Annotated in this window: 18 protein-coding genes; 14 read left to right on the top strand and 4 right to left on the bottom strand. The window is 53.7% G+C overall.

All coding sequences use genetic code 11. The features are described 5' to 3' along the window. Window positions 1-3: 3 nt before the first annotated feature. The 4 genes from KU392_RS02840 (at window position 4) to cysW (ending at window position 4,125) form a co-directional block, all read left to right on the top strand. Entirely contained in the window at window positions 4-1,113 is a 1,110-nt protein-coding gene (locus KU392_RS02840) for an S-(hydroxymethyl)glutathione dehydrogenase/class III alcohol dehydrogenase (RefSeq protein ID WP_217734503.1), read from the top strand. Between the two features lie 281 nt (window positions 1,114-1,394). After that, window positions 1,395-2,405: a thiosulfate ABC transporter substrate-binding protein CysP gene (gene cysP / locus KU392_RS02845; protein WP_217734504.1), complete on the top strand. Its 1,011-nt coding sequence runs from the start codon at window positions 1,395-1,397 to the stop codon at window positions 2,403-2,405. A gap of 13 nt (window positions 2,406-2,418) precedes the next feature. After that, complete coding sequence (gene cysT / locus KU392_RS02850; RefSeq protein WP_217734505.1) at window positions 2,419-3,264, top strand: sulfate ABC transporter permease subunit CysT; 846 nt, start codon at window positions 2,419-2,421, stop codon at window positions 3,262-3,264. A 9-nt stretch (window positions 3,265-3,273) separates the two neighbouring features. Further along, window positions 3,274-4,125, top strand: a complete 852-nt coding sequence (gene cysW / locus KU392_RS02855) for a sulfate ABC transporter permease subunit CysW (protein ID WP_217734506.1) — start codon at window positions 3,274-3,276, stop codon at window positions 4,123-4,125. Between the two features lie 79 nt (window positions 4,126-4,204). Here the strand turns inward: cysW and KU392_RS02860 are convergent, their stop codons facing one another. Further along, a complete protein-coding gene (locus KU392_RS02860; RefSeq protein WP_217734507.1) occupies window positions 4,205-4,879 on the bottom strand; it encodes a prepilin peptidase in 675 nt (224 codons plus the stop codon). A gap of 232 nt (window positions 4,880-5,111) precedes the next feature. On the opposite strand from KU392_RS02860, the gene KU392_RS02865 reads away from it, so the two are divergent. The 6 genes from KU392_RS02865 (at window position 5,112) to KU392_RS02890 (ending at window position 10,375) form a co-directional block, all read left to right on the top strand. Continuing rightward, window positions 5,112-6,278: an ABC transporter substrate-binding protein gene (locus KU392_RS02865; protein WP_217734508.1), complete on the top strand. Its 1,167-nt coding sequence runs from the start codon at window positions 5,112-5,114 to the stop codon at window positions 6,276-6,278. 30 nt (window positions 6,279-6,308) lie between these two features. Next, on the top strand, window positions 6,309-7,229 hold the full coding sequence (locus KU392_RS02870; RefSeq protein ID WP_169293400.1) for a branched-chain amino acid ABC transporter permease: 921 nt from the start codon (window positions 6,309-6,311) through the stop codon (window positions 7,227-7,229). A gap of 3 nt (window positions 7,230-7,232) precedes the next feature. Then, the gene (locus tag KU392_RS02875; RefSeq protein WP_217734509.1) at window positions 7,233-8,228 is read left to right on the top strand and encodes a branched-chain amino acid ABC transporter permease; all 996 of its coding nucleotides are present in this window, start codon (window positions 7,233-7,235) and stop codon (window positions 8,226-8,228) included. Beyond that, window positions 8,225-8,974: an ABC transporter ATP-binding protein gene (locus KU392_RS02880; RefSeq protein ID WP_217734510.1), complete on the top strand. Its 750-nt coding sequence runs from the start codon at window positions 8,225-8,227 to the stop codon at window positions 8,972-8,974. Before KU392_RS02875 ends, KU392_RS02880 begins: the two co-directional genes overlap by 4 nt. Further along, window positions 8,971-9,687, top strand: coding sequence for an ABC transporter ATP-binding protein (locus tag KU392_RS02885; RefSeq protein ID WP_217734511.1), 717 nt, complete (start codon window positions 8,971-8,973; stop codon window positions 9,685-9,687). Before KU392_RS02880 ends, KU392_RS02885 begins: the two co-directional genes overlap by 4 nt. 100 nt (window positions 9,688-9,787) lie before the next feature. Beyond that, the gene (locus tag KU392_RS02890) at window positions 9,788-10,375 is read left to right on the top strand and encodes a uracil-DNA glycosylase family protein (RefSeq protein WP_217734512.1); all 588 of its coding nucleotides are present in this window, start codon (window positions 9,788-9,790) and stop codon (window positions 10,373-10,375) included. Between the two features lie 16 nt (window positions 10,376-10,391). On the opposite strand, the gene putP is transcribed toward KU392_RS02890, so the two are convergent. Beyond that, the gene (gene putP, locus KU392_RS02895) at window positions 10,392-11,888 is read right to left on the bottom strand and encodes a sodium/proline symporter PutP (RefSeq protein WP_217734513.1); all 1,497 of its coding nucleotides are present in this window, start codon (window positions 11,886-11,888) and stop codon (window positions 10,392-10,394) included. A gap of 427 nt (window positions 11,889-12,315) precedes the next feature. On the opposite strand from putP, the gene KU392_RS02900 reads away from it, so the two are divergent. Next, window positions 12,316-13,335, top strand: a complete 1,020-nt coding sequence (locus KU392_RS02900) for a DctP family TRAP transporter solute-binding subunit (protein WP_425514645.1) — start codon at window positions 12,316-12,318, stop codon at window positions 13,333-13,335. A gap of 57 nt (window positions 13,336-13,392) precedes the next feature. Here KU392_RS02900 and putA read toward each other — a convergent pair whose 3' ends face one another. Both putA and ubiA read right to left on the bottom strand, forming a co-directional pair. After that, window positions 13,393-17,217, bottom strand: a complete 3,825-nt coding sequence (gene putA, locus KU392_RS02905) for a trifunctional transcriptional regulator/proline dehydrogenase/L-glutamate gamma-semialdehyde dehydrogenase (protein ID WP_217734515.1) — start codon at window positions 17,215-17,217, stop codon at window positions 13,393-13,395. A 114-nt stretch (window positions 17,218-17,331) separates the two neighbouring features. Next, the gene (gene ubiA, locus KU392_RS02910; protein ID WP_169293407.1) at window positions 17,332-18,258 is read right to left on the bottom strand and encodes a 4-hydroxybenzoate octaprenyltransferase; all 927 of its coding nucleotides are present in this window, start codon (window positions 18,256-18,258) and stop codon (window positions 17,332-17,334) included. Between the two features lie 255 nt (window positions 18,259-18,513). Between ubiA and KU392_RS02915 the strand changes: the two genes are divergently transcribed. The 3 genes from KU392_RS02915 to aspS all read left to right on the top strand — a co-directional run bounded on the left by KU392_RS02915 (window position 18,514) and on the right by aspS (window position 22,058). Next, the gene (locus KU392_RS02915) at window positions 18,514-19,830 is read left to right on the top strand and encodes a putative Na+/H+ antiporter (RefSeq protein WP_217734516.1); all 1,317 of its coding nucleotides are present in this window, start codon (window positions 18,514-18,516) and stop codon (window positions 19,828-19,830) included. An 88-nt stretch (window positions 19,831-19,918) separates the two neighbouring features. Next, a complete protein-coding gene (locus KU392_RS02920; RefSeq protein ID WP_217734517.1) occupies window positions 19,919-20,194 on the top strand; it encodes an FmdB family zinc ribbon protein in 276 nt (91 codons plus the stop codon). A 73-nt stretch (window positions 20,195-20,267) separates the two neighbouring features. After that, a complete protein-coding gene (aspS, locus tag KU392_RS02925) occupies window positions 20,268-22,058 on the top strand; it encodes an aspartate--tRNA ligase (protein WP_169293410.1) in 1,791 nt (596 codons plus the stop codon). Window positions 22,059-22,149 lie beyond the last annotated feature (91 nt).

Consider the following 22,149-nt stretch of genomic DNA (forward strand, 5'->3'; position numbering starts at 1 on the left):
GTTATGAAATCCCGTGCCGCAGTGGCTTTTGAGCCGGGCAAACCCCTGCAAATCGTTGAGATTGATGTAGAACCACCCCGTAAAGGCGAGGTACTGGTCAAAATCACCCATACCGCCTTGTGTCATACCGATGCCTACACGCTTTCAGGGGTGGATCCCGAGGGCGTTTTTCCGGCCGTCCTGGGTCATGAAGGTGGTGGTGTCGTGGTGGAAGTGGGTGAGGGCGTGACCAGCGTCAAACCGGGCGACCATGTGATTCCTCTTTATACGGCAGAATGCGGCAAGTGCAAATTTTGCACATCGGGTAAAACCAACCTGTGCTCTGCGGTTCGGGAAACCCAGGGCAAGGGCCTGATGCCCGACGGTACCACCCGTTTCAGCTACAACGGCCAACCCATTTACCATTATATGGGTACCAGCACGTTCAGTGAGTACACGGTGGTGGCCGAAGTGTCGCTGGCCAAGGTCAATCCCGAGGCACCGCTTGAAAAAGTCTGTTTGCTGGGCTGTGGTGTCACTACCGGTATCGGGGCGGTTCACAATACGGCCAAGGTCAAGGAAGGTGATACGATTGCCGTGTTTGGCCTGGGAGCCATCGGCCTGGCCGTCATCCAGGGTGCCGTGCAGGCCAAGGCCGGCCGGATTATCGCGATTGACACCAACCCCAACAAATTCATTCTGGCCAAGGCCATGGGGGCGACCGATTGCGTCAATCCCAAAGACCATGATCGTCCCATCCAGGACGTCATTGTTGAAATGACCGATGGCGGCGTGGATTTCAGTTTTGAATGCATTGGCAATGTGGACGTGATGCGTTCAGCCCTGGAATGCTGCCATAAGGGCTGGGGAGAAAGCGTGATTATTGGTGTGGCAGGGGCCGGCCAGGAAATCCGTACCCGTCCGTTCCAGCTGGTTACCGGCCGGGTGTGGCGTGGCAGTGCCTTTGGCGGCGTGAAAGGGCGTACCCAGTTGCCGGGCATGGTGGAGCAGGCAATGGCCGGTGAGCTGGACCTGGACCCGTATATTACTCACACCTTGCCGCTGGAACGCATCAATGAGGCGTTTGACCTGATGCACGAAGGCAAGTCCATCCGTACCGTGATTCATTATTAAACCCATCAGCGTCTGGTAAGCAGGCGGGTTTTAGTGAAAAAGCGGCGTTGCACCGGCAAGTATGACCGGTGGCAAGGCCGCTTTTTCATGTGCAATGAAAATGGATTTCATATTATTTTAAGTAATATTGAAATTATTATTTAGTCGTTCCTATGTATATATCTCTTTGTTATCCTTTGCTTCAACCTTACGCTAATAACTTTCAGTTGGCAATGAAGCAAACACTGTGGGTAAAAGAGAATAAAGGTACCTGCAACCCTTACTTGAACGAGATATAGACTATGTTGAAGAAACTTATTCTGGCAGTGGCAACCGTATCCGCTTTTTCGGCAACAGCGGTACACGCCGAGGAAAAAACCATCCTGAATGCCTCTTATGATGTTGCCCGCGAGCTGTTTGGCGCCATCAACCCCAAGTTTGTTGAATACTGGAAAGCCAAAACAGGCGAGGACGTCAAGATTGACCAATCGTTTGCCGGTACTTCCCGCCAGGCCCAGGATATTGTCCAGGGTAAAAAAGCGGACGTGGTTACTTTCAACCAGGTGACCGATATTAACTTCCTGGAAAAAAACGGTCTGGTTAAAGAAGACTGGCAAAAATCCTTTGACAACAACAGTTCACCTTACTACAGCACGACGGCTTTCCTGGTGCGCAAGGGCAACCCGAAAAACATCAAAAACTGGGATGACCTGGTGCGTGAAGATGTCAAAGTGGTGTTCCCCAACCCGAAAACTTCCGGTAATGCCCGTTATTCTTACCTGGGTGCCTGGTTGTACGCCAATGAAAAATTTAATGGCGATGAAGAGAAAATCAAGGAGTTCGTTGGCAAGCTGCTGGGTAATGTGGTGAATTTCCCCACTGGCGGTCGGGCGGCAACCGTGGCTTTTGCACAAAACGAACAGGGCGATGCATTGCTGTCTTTTGAGTCGGAAGTGATTAATATCGCCAATGACAAAGAGTATAAAGACAAAGGCTTTGAAGTGGTGGTGCCACCGGTTTCTGTATTGGCCGAGTTTCCGGTTGCTGTTGTGGACAAAGTGGCTGACAGCCGCGGTACACGCGAACTGGCTGAAGAATACCTGAAGTTCCAGTACAGCAAGGATATCCAGGAGCTGTTAACTACGTTCAACCTGCGTGTGAATGATCCTGAGGTCGTCAAGGCGACAGAAGGTCAGTATGCTCCGGTACGCACCATTAATCCAACCGAGGTGTTGGGGTCATGGAATGAAATCCAGCAAAATCATTTTGCTTCTGGCGGTATACTTGACGGCTTGTTATCCAAGCGCCGCTAATTAAGTACTTTTGATGTCAACCTCATTCTCATTTTTTAAACGGACACCGTTGTTGCCGGGCTTTGGCCCGACCTTCGGTTTTTCCGTTTTATACCTCAGCCTGATTATTCTGGTTCCCCTGTCCACCTTGCTTATGTACGTAAGCGGGATGAGTTGGGCTGAGTATTGGGGGGCGATTACCGACCCGCGCGTGCTAAGCAGTTATCGGGTCACCATTCTGGGGGCCCTGTATTCAACCATCATCGTGTGTGCGATCGGCTTTTTGTTTGCCTGGATTATTACCCGCTATGAGTTTCCCGGCAAACGGCTGCTTGATTCTTTAATGGATTTGCCTTTTGCCTTGCCAACCGCTGTTGCCGGGCTGACCCTGTCGGCCCTGTTTGCGCCCAGTGGCTGGATCGGGCAATGGTTTGCCGCGGTGGGTATCAAGATTTCCTATGCTTTCCCGGGGATTGTGCTGGCCATGATTTTTACCAGTATCCCGTTTATCGTGCGTTCGGTGCAACCCGTGCTGGAAGACCTTAAAGGGGAATATGAAGAGGCCGCCTCGATGCTGGGGGCCGATAAATGGCAGACCTTTTCGCGGGTGCTGTTTCCGGCGGTGCGTCCTGCCCTGATTGCGGGTGCTTCACAGGCTTTTATTCGCAGTCTGGGTGAATTCGGTGCCGTGATCATGATTGCCGGCAATATTCCTTTTGAAACCGAAGTGACTTCCCTGATGCTGTTTGTGCGGCTGCAGGAATTCAATTATCCGGCAGCGGCAGCGATTGCCTCGGTGGTATTGGTGGCATCCCTGTTATTGCTGTTTGTATTGCAGTGGTGGCAAAGCCGTTTCCTTGACAAATACGAAGACAAATAGAAGATAACGATGAGTGGACAGAAACCGGATTCATTTGGACAGTGGTTCCTGATTGGCTTGGGGGTTGTACTTGCCATTGTGTTGCTGGTGTTACCCCTGACACTGATTTTCACGATGGCTCTGGGCGATGGCCTGGCCGCCATGTGGAGCAATCTGACTGAAGATTACATGTTGCACGCGATTGGTCTGACCGTGCTGGCAGCAGTGGTGGCGGTGCCGGTCAATATCGTGTTTGGCATTATGCTGGCCTGGTGCATTACCCATTACGAGTTCAAGGGGAAAAAGCTCTTGCAGGCCCTGGTCAATATTCCTTATGCCACTTCGCCCGTGGTGGCCGGTTTCTGTTACCTGATCCTGTTTGGCCGTGAAAGCGCCCTGGGGCAATGGCTGTCGGCCAATGATATCCAGGTGGTGTTTGCCTGGCCTGCCATTGTATTGGTTACTATATTTGTGACTTCACCCTATGTGGCCCGTATTTTAATTCCGCTTATCAGGGCCCAGGGGCTGGATGAGGAGGTTACCGCCCTAACCCTGGGTGCCAATGGCTGGCAAATCTTTACCAAGGTTACCTTGCCCAATATCAAGTGGGGTTTGCTGTATGGCGCTGTTTTAAGCAATGCCCGTGCGGTGGGGGAGTATGGCGCGGTAGCGGTGGTTTCCGGCACCATTATGAACCAGACCCTGACCCTGCCATTGCTGGTAGACCAGTTAAATAATGATTACAAGGTGGCGGCCGCCTTTACCGCAGCCAGTGTGCTGGCTCTGATGGCCCTGGTGACGCTGTTCCTTAAAATCTTTATGGAGTGGTTGCAAAAGCGTAAAGAAGCACGTCATATCCAGCCGGTTCCCGGTCGGGGGTAAAAATAATGATATTGGGCTGTGTGGCTGTCAACAGGGGCGGACCGCTGCCATTGTGTGGGCCATCTGCCTTCTTTCTTCTTTATAGCCACCGCTCCAGCATCCCTATAATGCCGGCAAGGGCCAGATAAGGCCCGAAGCGGATCAGGTTGCCGGTTTTGTGTTTGCCCCGCAGGCGCTGCACCAGTACCACGACCAATGACAGGGCAGTGGCAAAAACCAGCAGTATGGGCAGGGACATCCAGCCTAACCAGGCACCCAGGGCCGCCACCAGTTTGAAGTCACCAAATCCCATGCCTTCGCTTTGGGTAAGGCGTAAAAATATTTGGTACAACAGCCATAAAAACAGATAACCGATCGCGGCGCCCAGCACGGCATGCTCAAGGGGCACGAACGTATTATTCAGATTGACCAGTAAACCGGCCCATAACAGGGAAAGGGTCAGGCGGTCGGGCAACAGGCTGGTTTCGGCATCAATCCAGGCCAGGCTGAGCAACACCAGCATAAAGCCGATGCTGGCCAGTGCCGCGACACTGCTGCCAAAAAACCAGCAAAATAGCGCGGCAATAAGCGGACCAAGTGCCATGAATAGTTTGCGAATCCGGAAATGCCAGGCAGGCACTTGCAGGGGAATGTCCGGGTCAATGGTGCGGGGCAAAACATAAGCGGCCCGGCTTAGCCAGAAACAGGCGGCCAGTGCGAGCAGGGCAGCCACTAACGTGGCAAGCGGCGGGTTATTGATCAGATTGGTCCACATGGCTATTTCCGTACGTGTGACTGGCCCGGGGTTTTGGGCACAATGGGGGATTTTAAACTGCTTTGCCGTTGTATGCAGGAAACAGCTCGGGCAGATTTGTCTTGTATGGTGGATTTGGCATAAAAACACGGTGTTTTATGGGGTAACATTCTGGTTGCCCTGGTGAATTGGCCTGTGAATAGACGGTTTGGCAGGAGAGCAAGCATTTTGAGAGCATAAAAAAGGAGACCGCATGTTTCAATTGAAAAAAACCACGCTTTGCCTGGCACTGTCATTGGGCGCTTTGTCATCATCACAGGCAGCCGAGCCCATCAAGGTAGGGGTGGCGCTGGATATCTCGGGCCCTTTTGCCGCCATTGGGGTTGAAACCCGTGATGGTCTTGAGTTGGCCATTGAGCAACTGGGCGGTAAACTGGGTGGGGTGGATGCCCAGTTCCTGCAAACCGACTTTGCCGGTAACCCCCAGCAGGCCAACCAGCTGGTTAACCGTTTCATCCAGAAAGACAAGATTGATTTCTTTACCGGCCCGGTGGCTTCCAATGCCGCCCTGGCCGTTGGCCCGGCCCTGTTTGCCGCCAAGGTGCCTTTCCTGTCCAGTAACCCCGGTCCCAGCCAGTTCGCTGGTAAACAATGTAACCCGTATTTTTTTGGTGTTTACCAAAACGACACTTATGATGAAGCGGCCGGTGTGCTGGCTAACGAGGCCGGTTATAAAAACGCCGTCATTATTGCGCCCAATTATCCGGCTGGCAAAGATCATCTGGGGGGCTTCAAGCGCACCTATAAAGGTGACATAAAAGAAGAAATTTATACCAAGGTGGGCCAAATTGATTACGCGGCCGAAATTGCCCGTATCCGTTCAGAAAAGCCGGACGCGGTCTACCTGTTCCTGCCGGGGGCCATGGGCATCAATTTCGTCAAGCAGTTTGTGGGGGCGGGTTTGAAAGACATTCCGCTGCTGGCACCGGGCTTTTCGGCTGACCAGGACGTGATTGCCGCGGTGGGTGATGCAGTGGAAAACCTGCAAAACACGGCACACTGGGCGCATGACCTGGATAATCCGGCCAACAAGGCATTTGTACAGGCTTTCCGCGACAAGTACAAGCGCTATCCCACCGTGTATGCGGCCCAGTCTTATGATGTCGTGATGGCCATGGATGCGGCGGTACGTGATGTCAACGGTAATGTCCAGGACCGTGATGCACTGGTGGCGGCCCTTAAAAATGCCAATTTCAACTCCGTGCGCGGTGATTTCAAATACGGGGTTAACAATTACCCGATCCAGAATTACTATGTTCGCAAAATTGGTAAAGATGCCAACGGTGAATTAACCAATATTCTGGTGAAAACCATTTTGCCAGACCATCAGGATGCCTATGTGGCTGAATGCAAGATGTAAGCGGCATTCAGCGATCAAGCGGAAGTATTGATGGATGTGATTTTTGTATTTGAGCAATTGCTTAACGGGATCGGCTACGGCCTGATGCTGTTTTTGCTGGCTGCCGGCCTGACCCTGGTGTTTGGCATCATGGACACGCTGAATCTGGCGCATGGCTCGCTGTACATGGCGGGTGCCTATCTGGCCGCGCGGGTGCACGAGGCCAGCGGCAGTTTCCTGTTGGCCATTGTGGTGGCGGTTGCGGCCACAAAAATCCTGGCTTTGTTGCTGGAAGTGCTGGTCATGCGGCAGCTTTACCGGCGCGACCATCTTTCCCAGGTGCTGGCCACGATTGGCCTGATCATGATGGCTGATGACGCGGTACGGGCCATTTGGGGACCGTCGCCCATTATGGCACCCACGCCAGCCGGGTTGTCGGGGCCGGTCACGCTGTTTGGTGTGCTGCCTTATCCGTCTTACCGGCTCATGCTTATTGTGGCCGGTTTGCTGGTGGCGCTGGGCTTGTATTTGCTGGTGAATCATACCCGTCTTGGCATGATTGTGCGGGCAGGGGCTTCCAATCGGCGTATGGCCGAGTTCATGGGGGTTCGCGTGGACCGCGTGTTTTCTTTTGTTTTCATACTGGGGGCCGGGCTGGCCGCGCTGGCCGGTGCCTTGATGGGGCCCATTAGTTCAGTGCAAATCGGCATGGGTGATGCCATCCTGATTCCGGCGCTGGTGGTGATTGTGATTGGCGGCATCGGTTCTGTCAGGGGCGCCTTTGTGGCAGCTTTGTTGGTGGGTCTTATCGATACCGCCGGGAGGGCCTTCCTGCCACTGTTACTGCATGTCATGCTCTCCCCCGACCTGGCAGCCGACCTGGCTTCGGGGCTGGCCAGCATTGCCATGTATATCCTGATGGCTACCGTACTGGCGCTCAAGCCGTCCGGTCTTTTTCCGGCAAGAGGCTGAGTCATGCAAAACAACCATTCCACCACCTTACCTGTGGTACCGCTTCCATTGCGCGCACGGCAGGAAGGCGGGCTGTCTTTATTGGCGCCCTGGCTGGTACTGTTGTTGCTGGCCGCTTTTCCGCTGGTGGCACCCTTGCTGGGGCTGGAATACTACGTGGGTTTTGTGCAAAGGCTCATGATTTACAGTATTGCCGTCAGCAGCTTGAACTTTCTGGTTGGCTATGGGGGTATGGTCGCGCTGGGGCATGCCGGCTTTCTGGGTATTGGTGCCTATACACTGGTGGCTTTGTTCGATAGCGGGCAAGACTCCATATGGCTGGCCTGGGTGCTGGCCATGGGCGTGTCGGGGTTATTTGCCCTGCTGATTGGCAGCATCAGTATTCGTACCCGTGGCATGTATTTCATCATGATCACGCTGGCGTTTGCACAAATGCTGTATTACCTGGCGGTCTCGTTCAACCGTTACGGTGGGGAGGACGGTTATGGCATTTATGTCCCGCTTTCTCTGGGCAGCTGGCTTGATGACATTCCCCATGCCCTGTATTGGGTTGTTTTGTGCGTGGCTGCATTGGTGTTTGCCATGGGTAGTCGGGTGGCGGGTTCACGCTTTGGTCTTGCCTTGCAGGGTATTCGCGATAATGAAGTGCGCATGGGTGCCATGGGCTATCCGGTGTATGCCATTCGTTTGCTGGCCTTTGTGGTGGCGGGTGCTTTTGCCGGACTTGCCGGTGCCATGCTGGCCGTCAATAATAATTTTGTCAGTCCGTCCATGATGTCGTTTGGCGAATCGGCCGGCTTGCTGGTGATGGTGATTTTAGGTGGCATGGGACATCGCTGGGGTCCGGCTCTTGGGGTGGCGGTATGGCTGACCCTGGCTGAAGTACTCAAGTTGTATACCGATTACTGGCACTGGCCCATGGGCCTGATCTTGCTGTTGTCGGTTTTTCTGTTGCCGGCAGGGCTTGCGGGTGGCAGTCGTAAAAGGGTCATCAAATGAGTCTGCTGAACGTGCAAGGCCTGGTCAAGCGCTTTGGTGGCCTGTTGGCAACCGATCATGTTGATCTGGACGTGAAAGCGGGTGAGATCCATGCCTTGATCGGTCCGAACGGGGCCGGTAAATCCACCTTGGTAAACCTGGTATCCGGATTGTTTGCGCCCGATGAAGGCACGATCACCCTGGATGGGGTTGAGCTGGTGGGTAAGTCAATGAACCAGCGGGTGCGTTATGGTTTGTCGCGCTGCTTTCAGGTAACCAGTATATTTCCCGATCAAACCGTTTGGGCCAATTTAATGCTGGCGGCCCAGGCGCATGAAGGCTCCAGTTTCCGTTTTTTTGGTCAGCGCAATCATGAAGCGGTGTTGCAACAGCGAGCCTTGGGCCTGGCGGAAAAAACCGGCTTGGGCGATTGCCTGAGCCATCTGGCCGGTACCCTGCCGCATGGTGTGCAACGTAAACTGGACGTCGCGCTGGCGCTGGCTTCACGGCCCAAACTGTTGTTGCTGGATGAGCCCATGGCCGGTATGGGGCCCGAAGATTCTTTGCAAATGATTGAATTGATTCGCCGCTTGCGGCAGGAATGTGCCATTTTGCTTATTGAACACGATATGGATGCGGTTTTTCAGCTGGCAGACCGGATATCCGTTCTGGTATACGGTCGTGTCCTGACCTCGGGCGATGCCACGCATATCCAGGGGCACCCGCAAGTACAGGCGGTTTATCTGGGCACCGGAGAGCAGGCATGAACGTTACCCCTTTGCTAAGCTGTCAAAACCTGAATGCCGGTTATGGTGCCAGCCAGGTCCTGTTTGATGTGGGCTTTACGATTCATGCCGGTGAAACCGTTACGTTGCTGGGACGCAATGGCATGGGCAAAAGCACCACCATTAAATCCATTATGGGTGATTTGCGCAGCAAGTCGGGCCAGATTCATTTTAATGGCCGGCCGGTGCAGTCCCTGAAGGCGGATGCCATTGCCCGTTTGGGGATGGCCATTGTGCCCGAAGGGCGGTTGTGTTTTCCCAACCTGACCGTGCGCGAGCATTTGCTGGCTTTTGCCGACCGGCGTAACGGGCGGGCCGATGGCTGGGACATTGATCGTATCTATGCGCTTTTCCCCCGGCTTAAAGAGCGTGCTTCGCATATGGGCAACCAGCTTTCGGGCGGCGAGCAGCAAATGCTGGCCATTGGCCGGGCCCTGTCCACCAATCCGCGCCTGCTGATCCTGGATGAGGCCACTGAAGGGCTGGCACCGGTTATCCGGGATGAAATCTGGGCCTGTCTTGCCAAATTGCGCCAAGAAGGTCAAACTACGCTTATAGTTGACAAATACTTGGAAAAACTGCTGGGCCTGGCCGACCGGCATATTATTCTTGAGCGTGGCCGTGTGGTATGGGAGGGCTCGTCTGCCAGCCTGGCCAACGATCGCAGCCTTTGGGCACGCTATCTGGGCGTATAAATCATTAAGTATTCAAAGGACGGTACTGCCGTCCGCGCTATACATCCCCGCCCTGAACGGCGAGGCTTTTCGTGCAATCCGGTACACATAAGGAGCACTTATGGTTTCAACATCAATGGTGCGGTTGCTGGAAAAGGTGCGGGCCTGCAAGGTTTGTGAGCCCCATTTGCCGCTTGGCGCAAAACCGGTTCTGGCGGCTTCTTCCCAAAGCCGTATTCTGTTAATCGGGCAGGCGCCGGGTCGCAAAGTGCATGAAACCGGGATTGCCTGGAATGATCCCAGTGGCGATAACCTGCGCAACTGGCTGGGTCTTGATAAAGAACAGTTTTACAATCCGGACCTGGTGGCCATTGTGCCCATGGGGTTTTGTTATCCGGGTGCGGGCAAATCGGGCGACCTGCCGCCGCGCCCCGAATGCGCACCGTTATGGCACGCAAAACTGCTGGAAAAAATGCCCCATATTATCTTGACGGTTTTAATTGGCCGCTACGCCCAGGGCTATTATCTGAAAGACAGGGCGTATAAAACCCTGACTGAAACCGTGCAGCATTACAAAGAATACCTGCCGCAGTATTTGCCACTGCCGCACCCCTCACCCCGCAACCGCATCTGGCAGCAGCGCAACCCCTGGTTTGAAGAAGAAGTGTTGCCAGAACTGAGGCAGCGGGTGCAACGGGCATTGAAATAAATACTGACGGAGTGGTTTAAACTTCAGTCCTGTAAGCTTTATCGGCCTCTTCAAACTTCTTGACTACTTCTTTGGGTGGCTCACCACCAAACAGGGAAACCAGAATGATAGTCACAAAGCAGGCAATAAAGCCGGGTACGATTTCGTACAGGTTAATGCCCGAGTTTTTCCAGAGCACCACGACAATGGCCCCTACAATCATGCCAGCCAGGGCGCCTTTGCCGGTCATGCGTTTCCAGAACACCGACAGGATGATAACAGGACCAAAAGCGGCACCAAAACCGGCCCAGGCATACGCCACCAGACCCAGCACCAGACTGTTGGGGTTGCTGGCCAGCCAGATGGCAATCAAGGCAATGAGCAGAACCATGAAACGGCCAATCCAGACCAGTTCTTTTTGTGAGGCGTACGGACGCAGGAAGCCTTTGTAGAAGTCTTCGGTAATGGCGCTGGAGCAAACCAGCAACTGGCAGCTTAAGGTGCTCATTACGGCGGCCAGAATGGCGGACAGGATGATGCCGGCAATCCAGGGGTTGAACAGGATGGTGGCCAGTTCAATGAAAATACGCTCATGGTTTTGAGTGACGGGGCCAGCCAGTTCCGGATGTTCCTGGAAGTAGGCAATACCGAAATAGCCAACCGCCACGGCACCGGCCAGACACAGGATCATCCAGGTCATGCCAATGCGACGGGCGTTTTTCATGGCGCCAACGCTTTCAGCTGCCATGAAGCGGGCCAGAATATGAGGTTGGCCAAAATAACCCAGGCCCCATGCTGCGGTACTGACAATACCCAGGAACGTGGTGCCGGCAAACAGGCTGGAGTATTCCATGCCTGCAGTGGTGGCGGCAGCCTGGATGGATGCCATGGTTTGTTGCCAGTCGCCCAGGCCAATCAAGACCATGATGGGGGTAAGGATAAGCGCAAAAATCATTAAACTGGCCTGGATGGTATCCGTCCAGCTAACCGCCAGGAAACCGCCAATAAAGGTATAGATAATAGTGGCGCCCGCACCCAGCCAAAGGGCCGTGCTGTATTCGACATGGAACAGGCTTTCAAACAGGCGGGCACCCGCCACAATACCGGACGCACAGTAAATGGTGAAAAAGAAAAGAATGATGGCGGCGGCCACAAGTTTGATAAGGCGGCTTTCGGCACCAAAGCGGTTGTGGAAATAGTCGGGCAGGGTCAGGGCGTTGTTATTGTATTCGGTATGAACACGCAAACGCCCGGCAATGAGTAGCCAGTTCAGGTAGGCACCCACAGTCAGTCCGATGGCAATCCAGGATTCGGTTAAACCACTTAAGTAAATGGCGCCAGGCAGACCCATTAACAGCCAGCCTGACATGTCCGAGGCACCGGCTGACAGGGCGGTTACGAAACTGCCCAGACTGCGGCCACCCAGAATGTAATCGTCAAAATTCCGTGTGGAAAAATACGCGATGAACCCTATTGCAATAACGACGATAAGGTAAATGGCGAAAGTAATAATCATAGGGTTTAAATTGCCCATGTTTTTCCTTGTCCTGTTTTTGAAAATGCCTGCTAGATTACCGATTTTTATTTTGTAAATATATTGGGGTTAACCATTGTTAGGGGTAGTTAACCCGATAAAAATCAATAATTTAGTCTAGAAATGAAATAATTGTTTTGTGGTGTTGTTGGTACGGGTTAACCCTTTGAATGTATTGCTTTAATTTTCCGGATGACGGTTTGATCGGGCTATCGGTGCCGTTGTTTATTTGTGTAGTGAAAATACGTAGTTACATACGGTGCCCGCTCGGATAGAATGCCCTGATTTGTTTTATTCTTCTTGAAGGGGTCGCGCAGTGTCGGGGTGCTTTTTTGGATTCGGTCATGTGTTTGTCAAGATATCCAGACTCTCGGGTTTTAAATTTAAATATCAATTCAAGGAATCCAGAATGAAACTCAGTGCCCTGATAAAGGTATGTTCATTGTTTTTTGCGGCCACGACCGGTTTGTTTGCTACGAGTGTCCAAGCCAACAATTATAAACCGGAATACAAACTGTCTATTGTCGTGAGTGCGAAATCTCCATGGGAACAGGGAGCGCAAACCTGGTCCGATCTGGTCCGGGAAAGAACCGAAGGCCGGATCAATATCAAAATCCATAAAGGGGCTTCGCTGGTTCAGGGTGAGCAAACCCGTGAGTTCACCGCCATTCGCCAGGGGGTGATTGATATGGCTGTGGGTTCAACCATTAACTGGTCATCGCAAGTCCGTCAGCTGAATATTTTTTCCCTGCCATTTCTGATGCCCGATGATGCGGCGCTGGATGCGCTGGTGCAGGGTGAGGTGGGAAAGCAGCTGTTCGCACTGATTGACAAGGCGGGCGTGGTGCCGTTGGCCTGGGGTGAAAACGGTTTTCGTCAAATCAGTAATGCCAGGCAAGCCATTCAATCGCCTGAAGACATGCAAGGCTTGAAGCTGCGTGTGGTGGGCTCACCGTTGTATATGGATATATTTACTGCCTTGGGTGCCAGTCCGATGCCTATGAGCTGGGCCCAGACGCAACCTGCGCTGGCCAGTGGCGAGGTCGATGGCCAGGAAAATCCCCTGTCCATTTACCTGGGCTCCAAACTCTATGATGTGGGCCAGAAATACCTGACATTGTGGAATTATGTGAATGATCCCCTGGTGTTTGCAGTGAATAAAAATGTCTGGAACAGCTGGACTGAACAGGACAGGGAAATTGTCCGGCAGGGCGCGCAAGAGGCTGCCCGGCAGGAGGTGGCACTTGCCCGTAAAGGAATGACTCCGGACGATGATTCCTTGTTAAAGGAAATTGCCGCTCATGGGGTGGAAATCACCCGTCTGACATCCGAACAGCATCAGGCCTTCGTCAGGGCAACCCGACCCGTTTTTGACAAATGGAAAGAACGCATTGGCACAGAGCTGGTTGAGCAGGCCCTGCGGGATATTGAAAACCGCCAGCAGTAAAAGGCCCGGCTGAAACGGAAACTCATCCAATTTCAGCGGGGCCTTTTTGTTTGCGTATTATCCAATGGTCATCAGACTGGCATTGCCGCCTGCGGCAGCGGTATTGGTACTGATGCTTTGTTCATGGAACAGGCCCAGCCAGGGATATTGTTTACCTTGCATGATTTCTTCCGGGCTTAATCCATAGGCAATCATGATTGGCCCCTTGCGTTGGCTCAGACGCAGGTTCAGGCTGCGCAAGTCGTCGCTGTCTCCTTCAAACAAAACGGCATCAAAGGCGACCTCGTCCAGCTGCTTATCATTAATCAGGCTGACCTGTTCACGCAGGCTTGCCTCTGTTTTGTCCAGCCATTGACGGGTATCGGGGGAGTCAATAAACAGGGCCTGGTTGCCAGTGGTGCCAATCTGGTGCAGCTGGGTAGTGAAGCCCTGCTCACTTTGTGCAAATGCCAGCACCGTACCACGGGGTACCAGGCGGTACACATTTGTTTCTCCGGTGGGGCCAGGCAGTGATAGCGTCAGGCTTTCGGGTTGGCCCGGATTGAAGGGAGCGGGCAGCTGGTCGTTGCCCTGGGACAGCAGGCGGAGTAAATACAGGGGGCCGCCCGCTTTGGGGCCGGTGCCCGACAGACCCTGGCCACCAAAGGGCTGTACGCCCACCACCGCACCGACAATATTGCGGTTGACGTAAATGTTGCCGGCATGAATGCGGTTGGACAGGTAGGTAATGGTTTCATCAATCCGGGAATGAATGCCAAAGGTCAGGCCATAACCGGTCTGGTTGATCGCATTGACCAGGGTATCCAGACTCTGCCGCTGGTAACGAACCACGTGCAGGACAGGTCCAAACACCTCACGTTCCAGCTCGGCAATATCATCGATTTCAATCAGGGCAGGCGCCACGAAAGTGCCAAACTCGGTGTTTTTGTCCATGGAAATTTGCTCAACCCGGTGGCCGGCCTGACGCATTTTTTCAATATGGCGCTCAATAACCGCTTTGGCCTCCTGGTCAATCACGGGCCCCACATCGGCAGACAGCAGGTCGGGCCGGCTGACCGAGAGTTCTTTCATGGCTCCCTTGAGCATAGTCAGGATATGGTCGGCGGCATCTTCCTGCAGGCACAGGATCCGCAGGGCCGAACAACGTTGTCCGGCCGAATCAAAGGCCGAATTCAGCACATCAAAGACTACCTGTTCGGACAGGGCTGAAGAGTCAACAATAAGGGCGTTCTGGCCACCGGTTTCGGCAATCAGGGGAATCGCGTGGCCGTGTGGATCAAGTCGGCCCGAGAGTTTGCCAGCCAGAATGTGGGCCACTTCGGTAGAACCGGTAAACATCACGCCACGGATGGCTTCATGAGAGACCAGCTGGTCGCCCACGGTTTCACCCTGACCGGGTACAAGTTGCACGGCTTCGCGTGGAATACCGGCAGCATGTAAAATGGCCACTGCCTGGGCGGCAATCAGGGGAGTTTGCTCGGCGGGTTTGGCCAGGACCGTATTGCCGGCGGCCAGGGCGGCACTGACCTGGCCGGTGAAAATGGCCAGCGGGAAGTTCCAGGGGCTGATGCAAACCACCGGCCCCAACGGAAGATGGACGTCTTCCTTGAAGTGATGCTCAATTTGCTCGGCGTAATAACGCAGGAAGTCCACCGCTTCGCGTACTTCGGCAATCGCGTTGGGCAGGGATTTGCCCGCTTCCCGGATAATCAGGCCTAACAGCACCTGCATATTGTTTTCCATGAGCTGGGCAGCAGTGCGCAGGCAGTGGGCACGTTCCTTGATGGGAGTGGCCTGCCAGATGGGCGCCATATTCACCGATGCCTCGACAGCCTGTCGGACCTCATCCTCGCTGGCCTCGATCACCTTGCCCACTTCATCGCGATGATCGGCAGGATTCAGGCAGGCAATGGCGCGCTCGTCGTTCCAGGCTGCTTCAGGCAGAAGGGTGGGGGCTGCCCGCCAGGCCTGGGTGGCGCTGTTCAGCAAGGCGGCAGACAGGGAGCCAAGGCGGTGTTCGTTGCTTAAATCAATGCCTGCTGAATTCTGGCGTTTGCTGTCAAGGCCGGGTTTGCTGGAGTGATAAATCTCCAGAGGCAGGGGGATTTTTTCATGCGGGGCACCCAGTGGTGTGATGCGGGCAACGGTTTCCAGCGGGTTTTCCACCAGTGCATTGATGTCAATGCTGTCGTCGGCAATCTGGTTCACAAAAGACGTGTTGGCACCGTTTTCCAGCAAGCGACGTACCAGATAGGCCAGCAGGGTTTCGTGGGTGCCAACGGGGGCATAGACGCGGCAGGGACGGTTCAGCTTTTTGGGCCCAACCACTTCTTCATAAAGCGGTTCTCCCATGCCGTGCAGGCATTGGAATTCGTACTGGCCGGGGTAATAGTTTTGGCCGGCCAGGTGATAAATGGCGGACAGGGTTTGGGCATTATGGGTGGCAAATTGCGGGAAGACGGCGTCGGGGGCGTCCAGCAGTTTACGGGCGCAGGCCAGATAGGCCACATCGGTATAAGACTTGCGGGTATACACCGGGTAGCCTTCCAGGCCATCGACCTGGGCGCGTTTGATTTCGCTGTCCCAGTAAGCGCCTTTGACCAGGCGGATCATCAGACGGTGATGGGTGCGCCGACCCAGGTCAATCACATAATCAATCACATAGGGTGCCCGCTTCTGGTAAGCCTGGATCACAAAGCCGATACCGTTCCAGCCGTCAAATTCGCTGTTGTGGCAAAGGGCTTCCAGCAGGTCCAGCGAAAGCTCCAGGCGGTCGGCTTCCTCGGCATCAATATTCAGGCCAATGTCATAGGACTTGGCCAGTTTAGTCAGTGATTCAAGGCGTGGCAGCAGTTCATTCATGACCCGTTCGCGCTGGGCACGGGAATAACGCGGATGCAGGGCGGACAGTTTGATGGAAATGCCGGGTCCTTCGTAAATACCCCTGCCCTGTGAGGCCTTGCCGATGGCGTGAATAGCCTGTTCATACGCGTCATAATAGCTTTGGGCATCGGCCATGGTGGTAGCCGCTTCGCCCAGCATGTCATAGCTGTAACGGAAACCGCGAGCCTCGAATTTGCGGCTGTTGGCCAGGGCGGCGGAAATGGTTTGCCCTGAAACAAACTGTTCGCCCATCATGCGCATGGCCATATTCACGCCCTGGCGGATCAGGGGCTCACCCCCCTTGCCGATCAAGCGGGTAAGGGCCGAGGAAAGGTGTTGTTCGCTATTGACAGCCACCAGCTTGCCCGTCAGCATCAGGCCCCAGGTGGCGGCATTGACAAATACCGAAGAAGAGCCGCCCATATGGGATTTCCAGTCGCCACGGCTTAATTTGTCTCGAATCAGGGCGTCTCGGGTAGCCTTGTCCGGGATGCGTAACAGGGCTTCGGCCAGGCACATCAGGGCCACACCTTCCTGGCTGGACAGGGCAAACTCCTGGATCAGACCCTCAACACCGCCTGAAGGACGCTTGTTTTTCAGGGCTTTCACCAGAGACAGGGCCAGTTCCCGGGTTTGTTCGGGCTGGGCAATATGGGCCTGCTCCAGCAACAGGGGCAGGCATTCGGTTTCGGGGCGACGATAGGCCGAGGTAATGGCCGCGCGCAAGACGGATTGGGGCTGGATATCCTGGCCAAACTCGTAAAATGGCGGAATAGCTGCGTCATTGTCAGGGATGCCAATGTCGCTGTCACCGGACTGGATCACCAGATGGGCCAGCTCTTCGGGTGTGTGTCCCCGTTCGATCTGGTCCAGATAGGCCAGCAGGGCCTGTTTGTGGAGCCAGTGAGGGGTACAGTTGAGTTTGCTGGCATTGTGCTGCAAACGTTCTTTCAGGGTGGAATCGACCTTGATTCCCAGGGTGGTGTTATTGTTGGCCATTTTGTTCTGCCGTCATGGGTTGTTCATGACAGCATAGGTTATAGATTTTTACGGCCGCGCAATATTAGGGTTAACCATTAATGAAAAAAGGTTAACCCAATGAAAGTAAAATATTTATAGGGGTGTAACGCTACCCAGCAGGGCACCGGCAATCAGGAAAATACCGGTCCAGATATTGGCACGAAACAGGGCAAAGCTTTTATCCCGGCGGTTAATGTCGAAGGTGTACAGTTGCCAGAAAAAGTGCAGCACAATAATGGCCATGAAGATGCCATAACCCCAGCCCATACCCATGGCAAGACCGGCCCAGATCCAAAGGATGGCCGTTGCCGCATAAAATCCGCTTAGCCAGATCAGGCCTTTTTCACCAAATTTCAGGGCGGTTGAGCGCAGTCCGAGTTTGATATCGTCTTGCATGTCGGCATAGGCATAAATCGTGTCATAGCCGATTTGCCACATCACGGCACCCAGCCACATGGCAATCGCTGCGGCGGGAACGGTATTTTGTGTGTCTGACCAGGCCATGAGCATGCCCCAGTTGAAGGCAACACCCAACACGGCCTGGGGCCAATAGGTAAACCTTTTGCAAAGCGGATAAATAAACACAATGGGTACCAGCAAGACGGCCAGCCAGCGACTGTAACTGTTAATAAAAAACAGCAGGGTGGCTGCCAGGGCCAGTTGGGCGAACAGGAAAACATAAGCCTGTTTAAGGGTAATCTGGCCACTGGTTAAGGGACGGTAACGGGTGCGGGCCACGTGTTTGTCAAAATCGCGATCGCAAATATCATTAATGGTGCAGCCCGCACTGCGCATGAGCAGGGCACCCAGGCAAAAAATAAACAGGCGCCAGACATCGGGCAGGCCGTTGGCTGCCTGGATAAGGGCGGCGATGCAGGGCAGCAGGGTAAGCCAGGTGCCGATGGGGCGATCCAGTCGGCAGATGCGGGCATAGGGCCCCCAGGAGGCGGGCAGGTACCGCTCGACCCAGTCGTTATGGTGAATATCGCTTAAATCGGGTTGTTGGGTGTTAACAGTCATTAATTTTGCGCATTGGTTCAGGTGAAAGTAGCCGCATTTTAACGTGTTTATAAGGTTCGCGGCAAAACCGGGGCGGTTGCGGCCAGTCGGCGAATAAATTGCAAAAGTATGTTGCGCAACCGCGCCAGGGTGGTTTGACAGCGTTTGTTTCATATACAATCATTTCCTTTGGTAACAGAGCAGGCACCCAATTGCAGCTTTTTTGGCCGCCTTTTTTCTGTTTGATTGGTCACCTTGTTTTCAGGTTTATTTCATATGCCCGGCTATATAGAAATACTTGCAACCGTTTTGTTTGCAATCGCCATTATTCATACTTTTTCGGTTTCTTACTTTGCAAAATTGGCTCATCGTAATGGCCCTCATGCGGGCATGTGGCATTTGTTGTCCGAAGTGGAGGGCGTGTTTGGCGTCTGGGCTGCCGTACTGATTGTGGTGATGGCACTGGCCGCGGGCCTGGATCCGGCGGTTGACTATATGGAAACCAGGAACTTTACCGAGCCCCTGTTTGTGTTTGCCATTATGGTGGTGGCAGCCAGCCGTCCGATCCTTCAATTGGTGAGTGATACGGTTCGGTTCATCGCCAGGGTGGCACCAGTGCAAACCGAAGTGGCCACGTTTTTCATTACTTTGTCGCTGGTGCCATTGGCAGGTTCTTTCATTACCGAGCCCGCTGCCATGACCCTGGCTGCCCTTATGTTAAAAGAAGGCTTTTTTACCCGCAGCGGTAATGTGCGCTTCAAGTACCTGGCGCTGGGTGTCCTGTTCGTGAACGTTTCGATTGGTGGTGTGCTAACCGCTTATGCCGCACCACCGGTGTTAATGGTGGCGCAAACCTTTGGCTGGGATAGCCTGTATATGGCTACCCATTTTGGCTGGAAGGCAGCGGTGGCCGTGATTGCCAATGCGTTTATCATTACCATGATTTGTCGCAAGGACATCAAGTCCCGTGCGGTCGGTACGGGGCGCGGTATTAATGCCCCCAAAGAGCCTGGCGCTGAAATAGCACGTCCTCCCGTCCCCTTTGGTGTGATTCTGGTGCATTTGCTGTTTTTGGTGGGTATTGTTTTGTTTGCCCATCATGTGGCCATTTTCCTGGGTCTGCTGATGCTCTTCATTGGTTACTGCGAAGCTTATAAACATCATCAAGACCGTCTCATGATTCGCGAAGGTTTAATGGTGGGCTTCTTCCTGGCCGGTCTGGTTATTCTGGGCGGGCTGCAGCAATGGTGGCTGCAAGACCTGTTGGGTGGCATGTCACCCACCGTGCTGTATTGGGGGGCCACGGCCTTAACGGCTATCACCGATAATGCAGCACTGACCTATCTGGGTTCCCTGGTGGAAGGCACCAGTGAAATCTGGCGTTATATGCTGGTGGCGGGTGCGGTAACCGGGGGCGGCCTGACCGTGATTGCCAATGCGCCCAACCCGGCCGGTTTTTCCATTTTGCGCGGCTGCTTCCCGCACGGTGCGATTTCACCCAAATGGCTGCTGGTCTCGGCATTGTTGCCAACACTGATGGCGGCCATCATGTTTTTATTGCCGGTACAGATTCTAGGAAGTACAGGCTTGTAAAAACGCGTTAAAATAAACGGTTTTATTGGATTTTACATTGGGCAAGGTGTATTTAGCCTGGCCATGTTTCTTTTTTGTGAGTTAAGCTGTGCCAATTTATGCATATAAATGCAGCGCTTGTGGTCATGAGCAGGATGTGCTGCAAAAAATGTCTGATGAACCCCTTACCGTTTGTCCCGAGTGCCATCAGGAAACCTATGCCAAACAGGTTACCGCAGCAGGTTTTCAATTAAAAGGAACGGGGTGGTATGTGACCGATTTCCGTGGTGGTAACGCTTCTGGCAGTGCCTCAGCCGGTTCCGGCTCATCGTCCACGTCAGCAGGCAGTACCTCTTCTTCATCAGGAAGCAGCACCCCGGCTTGATTTTTAACCAGAATATCACTGGCATCGCAAATGCGATGCCGATTGTTTACAGATTTTTCGGAGCATTTCAATTATGCGTACCTGCTATACCGGTCAGGTTTGTCTTGATCACCTCGATCAAACCGTTACATTATTTGGTTGGGTGCATCGTCGTCGCGATCATGGTGGCGTTATTTTTATCGACCTGCGTGATCGTGAGGGTCTTGCCCAAATCGTTTTTGATCCCGACAATGCCGCTGCATTTGAAATTGCCGAGAGCATTCGTAATGAATACTGTATCCGTGTTACCGGTCTGGTGCGTCACCGTCCCGAAGGTACGATCAATCCCGACCTGAAGTCTGGCGAGGTTGAGATCCTGTGTCGTGAAGTTGAAGTCCTGAACGCCTCGGTCACTCCGCCGTTTCAGCTGGATGACGACAATCTGTCTGAAACCACCCGCCTTACCCATCGTGTGCTTGACCTGCGTCGTCCGCAAATGCAGCGCAATCTCATGTTGCGTTACCGCGTTTCGATTGAAGTGCGCAAATACCTGGACAACCTGGGTTTCATCGATATTGAAACCCCCATGCTCACCAAGAGCACGCCTGAAGGTGCACGTGATTACCTGGTGCCTTCCCGTGTTCATGATGGTCAGTTCTTTGCCCTGCCACAGTCTCCACAGCTGTTCAAGCAAATGTTAATGGTATCCGGCTTCGACCGTTATTACCAAATTACCAAATGCTTCCGTGACGAAGACTTGCGCGCCGACCGTCAGCCAGAGTTCACCCAGATCGACTGCGAAACCTCGTTCCTGAACGAAGAGCAGATCCGTGAAATTTTTGAAGGCATGCTGCGTCATATCTTCAAGGTTGTACAAGGTGTCGATCTTGATGCCACCTTCCCGATCATGTCCTGGGACGAAGCCATGAGCCGTTTTGGTTCAGACAAGCCCGACATGCGCGTGAAACTTGAGTTCACTGAATTGACCGATGTCATGAAAGACGTTGATTTCAAAGTGTTCTCGGGTGCAGCCAACCTGGCCGGTGGCCGGGTGGTTGCCCTGCGCGTACCCAACGGTGCTGCGCTGTCACGCAAGGAAATCGACGACTACACCCAATTCGTGGCTATTTATGGTGCCAAAGGCCTGGCCTGGATCAAGGTCAATGAAGTGGCCAAGGGTCGTGATGGTCTGCAATCACCCATCGTGAAAAACATTCACGATGCGGCCCTGGCTGAAATTATCAAACGTACCGGTGCCCAGGATGGCGATATCCTGTTCTTTGGTGCCGACAAGGCCAAAGTGGTTAACGATGCGATTGGTGCCCTGCGTGTCAAACTGGGCCACAGCGATTTTGCCAAAGAACACGGTCTGTTTGAACAAACCTGGAAACCCTTGTGGATTGTTGACTTCCCGATGTTTGAATACGATGAGGAAGAAGACCGTTACGTGGCAGCGCATCACCCCTTTACCAGCCCCAAAGATGGTCATGAAGATTACCTCGAGACCGATCCCTCCAAGGCGTATGCCAAAGCCTATGACCTGGTGCTGAACGGTTGGGAAGTGGGTGGTGGCTCTGTCCGTATTCACCGCGAAGAAATCCAGAGCAAGGTATTCCGTGCCCTGAAAATCAATGCTGAAGAAGCCCGTGCAAAATTTGGCTTCCTGCTGGATGCGTTGCAGTACGGTGCCCCTCCGCATGGTGGCCTGGCCTTCGGTCTGGATCGCCTGGTGACTTTAATGGCCGGTGCCGATTCTATCCGCGACGTGATTGCTTTCCCGAAAACCCAGCGTGCACAATGTCTGCTAACCCAGGCTCCTTCTGCCGTAGATGAGAAGCAATTGCGTGAGCTGCATATCCGCCTGCGTAACATTGAAGTGAAATAATATCGAGATGCTACTCGTTCCCGCGCTCCTGCGTGGGGATGCATGCCAACCCCCCACATAGGCCGGATGTTTCCGGCTTATGTGGGGGGTT

Origin of the sequence: Advenella alkanexedens (assembly GCF_019132845.1) — a bacterium.
GTDB lineage: Bacteria > Pseudomonadota > Gammaproteobacteria > Burkholderiales > Burkholderiaceae_B > Advenella > Advenella alkanexedens.